This window comes from Microbacterium sp. (assembly GCF_049661145.1).
GTDB lineage: Bacteria > Actinomycetota > Actinomycetes > Actinomycetales > Microbacteriaceae > Microbacterium.
The window spans coordinates 1-11,835 of the sequence record NZ_JBASZT010000049.1; the positions used below are offsets into that span (position 1 = coordinate 1).

General features: G+C 68.6%; 6 protein-coding genes. 3 read left to right on the forward strand and 3 right to left on the reverse strand.

Annotated elements, in window-relative coordinates; all coding sequences use genetic code 11:
• Nucleotides 1–516 precede the first annotated feature (516 nt).
• Complete coding sequence (locus WBP48_RS02190; protein ID WP_424435412.1) at nt 517–1,908, forward strand: IS1380 family transposase; 1,392 nt, start codon at nt 517–519, stop codon at nt 1,906–1,908.
• A gap of 101 nt (nt 1,909–2,009) precedes the next feature.
• Here WBP48_RS02190 and WBP48_RS02195 read toward each other — a convergent pair whose 3' ends face one another.
• The gene (locus WBP48_RS02195) at nt 2,010–3,710 is read right to left on the reverse strand and encodes an ATP-dependent nuclease (RefSeq protein WP_424435415.1); all 1,701 of its coding nucleotides are present in this window, start codon (nt 3,708–3,710) and stop codon (nt 2,010–2,012) included.
• 113 nt (nt 3,711–3,823) lie between these two features.
• Nucleotides 3,824–7,273: a helicase-related protein gene (locus WBP48_RS02200; protein ID WP_424435418.1), complete on the reverse strand. Its 3,450-nt coding sequence runs from the start codon at nt 7,271–7,273 to the stop codon at nt 3,824–3,826.
• A 74-nt stretch (nt 7,274–7,347) separates the two neighbouring features.
• Between WBP48_RS02200 and WBP48_RS02205 the strand changes: the two genes are divergently transcribed.
• Nucleotides 7,348–9,282, forward strand: a complete 1,935-nt coding sequence (locus WBP48_RS02205) for a S9 family peptidase (protein WP_424435421.1) — start codon at nt 7,348–7,350, stop codon at nt 9,280–9,282.
• Between the two features lie 187 nt (nt 9,283–9,469).
• Here the strand turns inward: WBP48_RS02205 and hflX are convergent, their stop codons facing one another.
• The gene (gene hflX, locus WBP48_RS02210; RefSeq protein WP_424435424.1) at nt 9,470–10,987 is read right to left on the reverse strand and encodes a GTPase HflX; all 1,518 of its coding nucleotides are present in this window, start codon (nt 10,985–10,987) and stop codon (nt 9,470–9,472) included.
• 232 nt (nt 10,988–11,219) lie between these two features.
• On the opposite strand from hflX, the gene WBP48_RS02215 reads away from it, so the two are divergent.
• A partial coding sequence (locus tag WBP48_RS02215) for a class I SAM-dependent methyltransferase (protein ID WP_424435427.1) occupies nt 11,220–11,835 on the forward strand: 616 nt, incomplete at its 3' end.

Here is an 11,835-nt window from a genome sequence, read left to right on the forward strand (position 1 = left end):
ATCCCCCGTCGTCAGCGCGACGACATGATCCTTCGGCCTGGGCATAAACGACTCCTCCCGATCAAGTATCAATCAGGACAAGCCAACCCCACCAATACCCACCAATTTAGAAGCGACACTCTACTAGAGTCGGGTGAACTTTCCAGGTTCCGCCCTCATCCACGAGGCCCGATAACGCCGCCGGTTTGACCCCGGCGGCGTTTTGGGTAGTAGATCAACGTATGACTGGCCCACGACACCGGGGCGCGCGACACGCGGGCATTCGAAAGAACCTTCGTCGGTGATCGACGGGACTCAGACTCCCTGCCACACGTGCGGCCAACTGGGTCGGTGCAGGAGTCTGGAGCGAACGACCGATATGCGCTTCTCAATCCCCGGTTACGTGCGGCCGCTAGCCTCGGGCTTTCATCGTTGAGTGGTCTCGCGTCGGTGTGGTGAGCGTGGAAAGTGCTCCTGACCTGGGAGAATGGTTCTTGTCTAGGGAACTGTTCGCTCAGTGAGAGGAGCACCTTCAAGATGAAGAGTACCGGGGTCTATCCGCGTGTTCATGTCGACGCCGCCGATGTTGCGGCGATCGGGCATGCGGGCGGGGTGCTGCTGACCGAGACGATCCGGGCGACGGGGTTGGATCGGGCGTTGTCCGGGGCGCTGGGGCGGTGGCGGAAACCGTTCGCGGTGCATGATCCGGGCAAGATCGTCGGTGATCTTGCGATCGCGTTGGCCCTGGGCGGGGATGCCATGTCGGATCTGGCGACGGTGCGAGCCGAGCCGGGGATCTACGGACGGGTCGCGTCGGATCCGACGGTGTCCCGGCTGGTCACGGCTCTCGCCGAGGATGCGGACAACGCGGTCGCGGCGATCAGCGCCGCGCGCGCTGCGGCGCGGGCGGTCGCGTGGGAGCGGGCCGGGCAGCACGCCCCGGACGCGGCAGTCACGCCGGATCGGCCGGTGGTGATCGATCTGGACGCGACATTGATCACCGCGCACTCGGAAAAGGAGCAGGCCGCGGCGACGTTCAAACGCGGGTTCGGGTTCCATCCGTTGTGCGCGTTCGCCGACCATGGCCCCGAAGGCACTGGGGAGATGCTCGCGATCAGGCTACGGCCCGGGAACGCGGGATCGAACACCGCGGCCGACCACATCGCCGTGGTGAAGGCCGCGCTCGCCCAGCTGCCCGGCAGTAACCCCAGACCCGGCAAGGGCGTGCTGATCCGCACCGACGGGGCCGGTGGGACAAAGGAGTTCGTCTCCTGGATGACCGGCAGGCGCTTGTCGTACTCGGTCGGGTTCACCCTCCCGTTCCACACCCCCGATCTCTACCGACTCATCTCTGAGGACTGCTGGAGTCCCGCACTCGATGCCGAGGGCGATCCGCGGGAGGGAGCAGACGTGGCCGAGCTGACCGGGCTGCTCGACCTTCACGGCTGGCCCGCCGACATGCGAGTGATCCTCCGGCGCGAGCGCCCCCACCCCGGCGCGCAGCTCCGCTTCGACGACGTCGACGGATACCGGCTCACCGCGTTCGCCACCAACACCCGCCGCGGTCAGCACGCCACTCTCGAACTACGCCACCGGCGCCGCGCCCGCTGCGAAGACCGCATCCGCCACGCCAAAGACACCGGACTGCGCAACCTCCCCCTCCACGGGTTCGATCAGAACCGCATCTGGTGCGAGCTCGTCGCCCTCGCCACCGACCTGATCGCCTGGACCGGACTGCTCGCCCACCCCGACCACGAGGCCCGCCGGTGGGAGCCGAAACGACTCCGCCACCGCCTGTTCACGATCCCCGCGACCCTCGCCCGCACCGGCCGCCGGATCATCCTGCACCTGTCAAGTCGATCCCGCTGGTCGAGCATCGTCCTCACCGGGATCAACACGCTACGCGCGCTACCCGCCCGAGGCGGATGAGCCACCGAACACCCCTGACACCCACGACCCGAGGACCCCGGAGACCCCCTGCGTGTCAGAATCACCTCCACGACCTCGCAACGACGCCACCGAACCCAACCTCAACCACCCGATGGAAGATCGAGGCTGAGTGCAAGCCCACTCTGTCTTCGTGCAATGTTCTCAAGTTGCGTGACAAAGTCGGATGCATCTTGCGACGGAGTCTTGTGCTTTCCGCGCGAAAGCACCTCGTTGACCCAACCCGGCCCGTGTCCAGGAATCGACGGTTCGAATCGTTCCAATTCGCCAACCGGAACAACCAAGACTCCGAGATCCGCAAGCTCAGCGAGTATCTCGCTTGCTGCCTTCGCGGGATCCCCCTGGGGCACCCCTGACAGGCCAGCCGCCTTCACGCGATCCCAACCGCTCTCAACACGGAGGATCCTGCGCAGATCCTCGAAATCCTTGGAGTTGAGCGCTTCGTTGGCTTCACCCAGACGGTCGATTATCGCCTCGCGGACCGCCGTCCGACTCGGCACCCTTGCACCCTGGTTAAGCGCGGCAGTGAGGACACCGTGGCGAGTCGCAAAGGCCGACCAATCGCCGCCCATGGCGTCACATATCGCCCTGACATTCGTCGGCTCACGCAGGACGTCAAAGTCTGCGACGACAAGCACCGGCACGTTGACAGCCCTCAGCGCGCGGATCACGATGGGCAGTCGAGCCTTTCCGCCGCAATGCGTAAAGAGGAGTTCCGGCCGCCGCCCCTTCCCGCCGCCATCGGGAAACAGATGGTCGCGTACAGCTGCGAAGTATCGGCAGTCCGAGTCCGCTTCGCAGACCACGACCGCATCGTGAAAGAGACCGTCCAGTACCTCAGAATAGCGAAGGAGTGGATCTGCCCACAGCGCCTTTATCGCAGCATCATCCAGCACGGCAGCCTCGTTCACGTGGCCGCTGCGCCTGAGCCGAATGATCGTAACGGCAGCCGACGACTCGAGCGCACCTCGAACTATGTCGGAACTATGTGTAGCGATGAACACTTGATGGTCCGCGGCGCGCTCGGCGAGGAGGCGACCGAGAAGGCGCGCTTGTGGCGGATGCAAGAACGCCTCGGGCTCGTCAATTAGGAGGATCTGGTGAGTTCCTGCAACCAACTGAATCGTAAGGCCAAGGAAGCTCTTGACTCCGTCACCCTGCTCCTCAAGTTGAGGTAGTGCATCCAGCTCCTCCAGGTAGGCGTCCGTCGGCACCCCTTCTGTGTGTGCGAACACTGGGCGAGGACCGAGGCGCAATGGGATTACAGATCCCGCGTATCGATCGACGGTCACCCCGAGTCCGAACGCAGACTCACCGATCTCGTTGAACTCCCGCTCCAGGCGCGGTTCCCTCGACGCTCGTTGGATTGGATGCGTGGGAAACTGCGTACGAAAGTCAACGTTCGATGGAGCATTGCCGGCGGTCAGCCTGCTCGTCCCGTCAGCGTGCAGGACGAATGTGTCGGTGAGGATATCCAGACGGTCCTTGACACCAGTCCACTGGCCCGCCACATCCTCGACGCCCACTTCACCCCAGCCGGCCACCTGGGCGCGTGTCACTCCATCTCGGTCACGCCATCGAAGGTTCCTGGTCGCCCACTCGCGCGCATCATCGCCCGACCCATCCTTGCCAATCGAGACTCGCTTGATCGCCCGCGCGTTATAGCTACCGTCTCGTAGCAGCCCCCGGATGTCTTTCAGGGATTGGCTCTTACCCGCGTTGTTGGGTCCAACAAAGATCACAACTCCAGCTTCGGGCACGCCAATCTGGGTGCCGTCACTCATCTCGATGTCAGACAGACGAACCCTCAGCACTTGTACTCCCTGCGTGTCGCTACGCGCACTCTAGCGGTGATGCCTGACGAGTCAGTACTTCCTGGGCGCCGTTGCGCGATCGGCTAGAACGGTGTGGTGCCGCGTGCCCACCAGTCGCCCCAGGAGAGGTTCTGGGAGACGACATCGAAGTCGGTGAGCCAGGCGGGCTCGACGCCCTCGAAGGCGTTGCCGATGTAGCGCACCTCGTCGTGCTGCGCGCCGCTAGCGCTGACGCGCACGAGCGCGAGTCGGTGGTCGGGTGCGGCGTTGAGCGCGGTGAGCACCTCGGTGCGGGTGATAGTGAAGGTGTCGGCACCCTCGATGCGGGCCTTGACCTCGATGCGGATGCCCGCGCCCTCGGCGGGGCGGGAGAGCACGTCGAAGCCGGGGTTGTTGTGCACTTGTTCCTCCGGGTCGCGGCCGAGGGCTCGCTCGCTGGCGAGCACGGCGTCGACACCGCGGCGCTCGACCTCGGCGCGGGCGAGCGCGCTCACGGGCACGTCGCCGGGTGTGCCCGGCTCGGGAACTGCGGGCATGACCAGGGCGATGGCGGTGATGCGCGGCGTCACCGGCGACATAGCGAGTTGGCGGTCGATGAGCGCGAGCCGGGACTCGCGGCGCTGTTCCAGCTCCTCGGCGCGGCGGCGCAGTGTCTCGGCGGAGTAGCGCACCCTCTTGCCCGCGGCCGCATCCGCATCGGTCTTCAGCGCCTCGGTGTAGAGGCGGTTGACCTCGCGGGTCAGGCGGGTGGCAACGCGCTCGCGGACGCGCTCGTACTCCTGCGTGCGGCGGGTCGTCACGTCAGTGGCGAACACCGGGAGCTGTTCGGCGATGACCCACGAGACGGCATCCTTCTCACGCTGCGTGAGCCACGGCAGGCTCGTGCCCGTCGCACGCTGCGGCTCGTCAGCGGGTGCACAGTCGAGGTACGGCGCGGGGCCGGCCTCGCGCACGATGCCGTCGGCGCCGACGACCGAGTAGCCGAACCGCTTGCTGACGGTCTGCCCGGTGGAGTCGCGCACCTCGTTGAGCACACCGACGAGCAGGGTCGGCTCGGTCACCGCGTCGGAGGTGAGCACGGTGCCGCGATCCAACACTGTGCCGTATTGGTCGATCACGAGCTGCAGCGCCGCGTCGTGCAGCGGATGGCCGGGCGCGAGCAGTTCGGCGCGGGGCGTCCCCTGCACGTCGATGGTGGCCGCGTCGAACGTGATGCGTTCGTAGCGGCGGGCGACGGGCGCGCGCCCCGCGCGTTCGCGGATGCTCGCGGGGACATGGGTGATCTCGTAGCGGCCCTTCTCGCGCCGCTCGATGCGTCCGCCCGCGCGGTCGAAGGCTTCGAGGAAGGCGTCGCGGATGAAGTGGGGCTGGAGGCGCTTGGCCTTCGCGTCCTCCATCTGGCGACGCAGCTTCTCCAGGTCGGTGGGCGCGAGAGCCTCGCTGGCGAGAGCCTCGTCGTCGAGCAGTTCCTGGAGCCCGGCAGAGACGCCCTCGTCGATGACCTCCCACATCTTGGCCCGCACATCGGGCTGCTCGCCATAGCGGATCGCGTCGCGCAGCACACGGGTCAGCGACAGGTCGCCGAGGGAGGTACCGAGCACGTTGAAGATCTCGCCGTCGTAGGCGGCACGCTGCTCCTCGATCTTGTCGAGCAGGCGGATGAACACCTCACCCTCCCGGGTGTCCTCCGCGACGAGGTTCCACAGTCGGCACACCTCGGTCTGGCCGATACGGTGGATGCGGCCGAACCGCTGCTCGATGCGGTTCGGGTTCCACGGCAGGTCGTAGTTGACCATCAGGTGTGCGGCCTGGAGGTTCAGGCCCTCCCCCGCAGCATCGGTGGCGATGAGGATCTGCACCTCGGGGTTCGAGGTGAACTCGGCCGTGACGCGGCGACGCTCATAGCGCGGAACTCCACCGTGGATCGAGACGACGGCCTCGCGCTTGCCGAGGAGCTGGGTGATGCGCCGCTCCAGGTAGTTCAGGGTGTCACGATGCTCGGTGAAGACGATGAGCTTGTGCGGCTTCCCGTCGGGCGTCGTGAGCACCTGGCTCTCTATCACGCCGCGCAGCTCGCGCCACTTCACGTCCTGCTGCGTGTCCAGCAGCCCGCGGGCATGCTCGGTGAGCCGCCGCAGGTCGGCGATCTCGGTCTCCAACTCGGCCGCGGTGCGGGCGGCGGTCGCCGCGTCAACGAGTTCCTCTTCAGCTTCCTCCAGCTCCGCGGCATCCAGCTCATCCGTGTCGTAGTAGCCGCTGTCAGGATCGTCACCGAGTAGCGAGGCGGGGGCGTCGCGGGGCGGGGCGTCGAGAATGCCGTCGAGCAGGTCGGCACGGGTGCGCTCCAGCCGGTCGGTGCGGCGGCGAAGCGACTGGAAGATCGCCTCTGGGCTCGACGCGAGACGACGCTGAAGAACCGTGAGCGCGAAGCCGACCGTGTTCTTCCGCTTGCCCTCCAGCCGGTCGGCGAGGTTCATCCCGTTGCGGACGTACTCGGTGACCTCCTCGTAAAGGAACTGCTCGTCCGGGGACAGCCGGTAGGAGGCGGTCTCGGCAATTCGCTCGGGGAACAGCGGACGCCCCTCGAAGGTGACGAGCTTCTCCTTCACCATGCGCCGCATCAGCCCGTCGGCCGTGCCGGTCTGCGCGTGCCGGTCGCCGGGACCGGCGAAGCGGTCACGGTCCAGCAGCGAGAGGAAGGTCTGGAAGTCCTCTTCCTTGCCGTTGTGCGGGGTCGCCGTCATCAGCAGGAAGTGGCGAGCGCGCTCGCTCAGCAACTCGCCGAGCTGGAACCGCTTCGACGCCTTCAGCTCGCCGCTGAACCACGACGCGCTCATCCGGTGCGCCTCATCCACGACCACGAGGTCGAACTCGGCCTGCTCGATCTGTTCCAGCAGCACCTCGTTGCGGGCGAGCTGATCCATCCGTGCGATCATCAGCCGCTTCTGCTCGAACACGCTCTTGCCTGGCGCGGTGTCCTCCGCGCCGGGCGCGAGGATCTCGAACTCCAAGCCGAACTTCAGCGCCAGCTCGTCCTGCCACTGCTCCACCAGTCCGCCAGGGGCCACCACGAGACAGGTGCGCACGTCGTCCCGGAGGATCAGCTCCTTGATGTAGAGCCCGGCCATGATCGTCTTGCCCGCGCCGGGGTCGTCAGCCAGCAGGAACCGCAGCGGCGTGCGCGGCAGCAGCTCGCCATAGACCGCGCGGATCTGATGCGGCAACGGCTGCACGTCGCTCGTCGCCACCGCCAGCATCGGGTCATGCAACCCCGCGAGCATGATGCGCTGCGCCTCGGCAGCCAGCCGGAAGTTGCGCGGATCGGCATCGAACGGACGGCCGGACTCCAGGTGCGGCGCGACCTTCTCCTCGTCCGCGCGGAACAGCACCACCTGGCCGAGCGCACCGTTGTCGTCCTGGTAGGTGACCTCGACCGCGTTCGCGCCGTGCATCTGCGCCGCCAGCACCGTCACGGCGCGTCCCGGCACGATGCCTGCCAGCCGCGCAGTCGCGGCGATGTCCTCTAGCCGCACGGCGACCCTTCCGACTCGAAACTCGACTTCGAGACTACCGACGAGCGCCGGCGGCGCCGGGTAGCGTTGCTCGCGTGACCGACGATGAATCCACGACGCCAGGCGCCGTGCCCAGCCCCCTTCCCTACGGCTCGTGGCCGTCGCCGTTGTCGGCCGCCTGGGCGTCGACGGCCTCGCCGCGCGTCGACGGCGCCGCCTTCGTCGGCGGCGAAATCTGGTGGGGGCAGTCGGTGCCCGCCGAGGCGGGACGCACTGCGGTGTTCCGGCGCGACGCCGCGGGCGAGGTCCACCCCGTGCTCCCCGCCCCGTGGAACGCTCGGTCGGGCGTGCACGAGTACGGCGGCGGATCGTGGGCCGCGACCGGCGACGGGCGCTTGGCGTTCGTCGAGCGCAGCGACCAGCAGGTGTGGCTGATGGAGCCCGGCGGCGAGCCTCGCGCACTGACGACGGATGCCGAGACCCGATACGGCGGACTGCGCTTCGCGGGCACGCGCCTGCTCGCCATCCGCGAGCGCGAGGGCGCCGCGCCGGACCGCGCGATCGTCGAGATCGACATCACCGGAGTCGCCGGCGGCGCGCGCGAGCTGGCAGGCGGAAGCGACTTCGTCGCGCAGCCGGCGCTCTCGCCCGACGGCCGGCGCCTCGCCTGGATCGCGTGGGACCATCCCGACATGCCGTGGGACCGCACCCGCCTGCGCGTCGGGCGTCTGACCGACGACGGCACGGTCGAAGACGTCGTGGACGTCTCCATCGGCGGCGGTGCGGCGCTGCAGCCGGAGTGGGCGAGCCACGACGAACTGGCCTACCTCGACGACGCCACCGGGTACTGGAATCCGTGGCGCGCCGAGCTCGCCGACGGCATCCGTCGCACCCACCTCGCTCCCGCCGACGCCGACACCGGCGGCGCGCTGTGGTCGCTGGGCATGCGCTGGTACCGCCTGCTCGACGACGGCCGAATGCTGGCGGTGCGCAGCCACGGCACCGACGAGCTCATGCTGATCGAGCGTGACGGCGGCGCGATTCGCCTCGACCTGCCGGCGACGGCTTCCCTCGCCGTCGAGGCGACCGACGGGTCGCGCTCGCTCGTGTCGGGAAGCGCGCCCGGTGTGAGCGGCATCTGGCTGGTCGATGCCGCGACCGGCACCGCGCACCTCCTCGTGGGCAAGCCGGATTCCATCGGCGCAGAGTGGATGCCGAGGACCCGGCCGGCCACGTTCGAGGGGTCGTCCGGCCCCGTGTACGCGTTCGTCCACCCGCCGAGGAACCCGCGGGTGACAGCGCCCGAGGGCGAGCGTCCGCCGTACCTCGTGCTCGTGCACGGCGGGCCGACCGGCCGGGCGCGCGGGGTCGCCGACGGGGGGATCGTGTTCTTCACGAGCCGCGGCATCGGGGTGATGGAGGTCGACTACGGTGGGTCGACGGGCTACGGACGCGCCTACCGTGAGCGGCTGCGCGGCCAGTGGGGCGTCGTGGACGTCGCCGATGTGGTGGCCGCGGCATACGGTCTGGCTGACTCCGGCGCCGCCGATCCATCACGCTTGGCGATCAAGGGCGGATCGGCCGGCGGCTGGACCGTGCTGTCCGCGCTCACACGCGCCGACGTGTTCGCCACCGGGATCTCCCGCTACGGCGTCGGCGACGCGCGGACGCTCGCCGCCGACACGCACGACTTCGAGTCCCGCTACCTCGACGGGCTCATCGGCCCGCTGCCCGAAGCGGAGGACCTGTATCGCGAGCGCTCGCCGCTGACGCACATCGACGACCTCGACGTTCCGGTGCTGCTGCTGCAGGGATCCGAGGATGCCGTGGTGCCGCCGTCGCAGTCAGAGGCGATCCGCGATGCCCTTGCCGCCCGCGGTGTGCCGCACGCGTACCTGCTCTACGAAGGTGAAGGCCATGGCTTCCGCCGCGCCGACACGATCGTGCACGCCCTGGAGAGCGAGCTGGCCTTCCTCGGGCAGGTGTTCGGGTTCGACACCCCCGGCATCCGCCCGATCACCCTCGACTGATCCCGTCGCGCCTCCCACCTCGCTGGTCGAGTGCCGCGCCCGTCAGGGCGCGGTGTATCTAGACCATCGCAACCGTGTCACACGCTGTGATCTCGATACACCGGCGCTGCGCGCCGGCACTCGATCACCGGTGGAGGGGCGCTGCGCGCCGGCACTCGATCACCGGTGGAGGGGCGCTGCGCGCCGGTCAGACGGCGTAGGGGGCGAGTTCGGCGGCGAGGCGATCCGAGACGTGAGCGTGCACGGCCGTGCCGCCCTCCTCGTGAGCGGTCGAGACGATGTGCGCGCTCTCGTGCATCGCATTGATGAGGTCGCCGCGGTCGTACGGGACGAGCGCGCGCACCTCGACGGCCGGCAGCGGCAATGCCGCCTCGATCGCGGCGCGCAGCTGCTCGATGCCCTCGCCCGTGCGCGACGACACGAACAGCGCCCCCGGCTCGAGTCCCCGCAAGACGAGGCGGGCATCGTCGTCGACGAGGTCGGCCTTGTTGAACACGACGATCTCGTGCGTCGAGCGCGCGCCGACATCCCCCATCACATCGCGGACCGTCGCCAACTGCGCGGCCGGATCGGGATGCGAACCGTCGACCACGTGGACGAGCACGTCTGCGTCGCCGACCTCCTCCAGTGTGGAGCGGAACGCCTCGACCAGCTGATGCGGCAGGTTCCGCACGAACCCGACGGTGTCGGTCAGCGTGTAGACGCGACCGTCGGCGGCCTCGGCCCGGCGGACCGTGGCATCCAGGGTCGCGAACAGCGCGTTCTCGACGAGTACGCCAGCGCTCGTGAGCCGGTTGAGCAGGCTCGACTTGCCGGCGTTGGTGTATCCGGCGATTGCGACCGACGGGATCGTGTTGCGCTTGCGCTCGCTGCGCTTGGCTTCACGAGCCGGTGCGAAGTCGCGCAGCTGCTTGCGCAGTTGCGCCATCTTGGTGCGGATGCGGCGCCGATCCAACTCGATCTTGGTCTCGCCGGGGCCGCGCGAGCCCATACCCGCACCCCCGGCGCCGACCTGGCCGCCGGCCTGCCGGCTCATCGACTCACCCCAGCCGCGCAGGCGCGGCAACAGGTACTCGAGTTGCGCCAGCTCGACCTGCGCCTTGCCCTCGCGGCTCTTCGCATGCTGACTGAAGATGTCGAGGATGACGGTGGTGCGGTCGATCACCTTGACCTTCACGACGTCCTCCAGCGCACGGCGCTGGCTGGGCGCGAGCTCGGTGTCGGCTATGACGGTGTCGGCACCGACGGCGGCGACGAGGTCTCGCAGTTCCGCGGCCTTCCCGCGTCCGATGTAGGTGGCGGGGTCGGGATGCGGACGTCGCTGCAGCACGCCGTCCAGCACGACGGCGCCGGCGGTCTCGGCGAGCGCGGCGAGCTCGCGCAGCGAGTTCTCGGCATCCTCGTGCGATCCCTGCGGGTACACCCCGACGAGCACGACGTTCTCCAGCCGCAACTGTCGGTACTCGACCTCGGTGACGTCCTCGAGCTCGGTGGACAGCCCGGGCACCCGGCGCAGCGCTGCGCGTTCTTCCCGATCCCACTGCTCGCCATCACCGGCGCCGTAGGTGACCGTCGCGGCATCCTGCAGCGCCTGAGCACCCCCGAACACATGCGCGCCCGTCCGGGCCTCGGCGCGCGACAGCACCCGATCGACAGGGTCGGTCGGGGCGTCGTCGGAGGCGCGGGATGCGGTGGTGTCCGTCATGGATTCCTTTCAGGTCAGCTTCTCGGGGAGCGCTACCACGCCGCGGGGCGGGAAAGCCTGCCATAGAGAGGCGACACTTTCGCATCGGCTTTTCAGGGGCGCTGCCGCGCCGCGGGGCGAGGAAGTCTGCCCAGGGATGCGAGACTTTCGCATCAGCCCTGCAGTCTATCCCGGACACGGGAGAATGTCGCGGGGAAATCTGGGGGACGAGCGGCTCCGCTACGCTCACACCATGGGGAGCGACCATTACTTCACCGCGTCCCCGTCCAGCGCCGAGAACTTTCGCCGCATCCGGGTGAGCCTCGCCGGTCGCGACGGCGAGGTCACGACCGCGGGCGGGGTGTTCAGCCCCGACCACGTCGACACCGGAACAGCGGTGCTGCTGGCGAACACCCCCCCGGCGCCGCCGGGCGGGCACCTGCTCGATCTGGGATGCGGATGGGGACCGATCGCGCTGAGCCTCGCGGTGCAGTCCCCCCACGCGACGGTGTGGGCTGTCGACGTGAACGACCGGGCACTCGATCTCGTGCGCCGCAACGCCGCAGAATGGGGCCTGCCCAACGTCAACGCCGTTCAGCCCGACGATGTTCCCGCGGACCTCCGGTTCCGCAGCATCCGCTCCAACCCACCGATCCGCGTCGGCAAGCACGAACTCCACGGGCTGCTCGAGCGCTGGATCCCACGGCTCGACGAGCGCGGCGACGCGTGGCTCGTCGTCCAGCGGAATCTCGGCTCCGACTCGCTGCAGCGGTGGTTGGCGGCGACGTTCGACACCGGCTACTCGATCGCGCGCGCCGCGACGGGCCGCGGCTTCCGCGTCCTCAAGGTGCGCAGGCACAGCGCGCCGC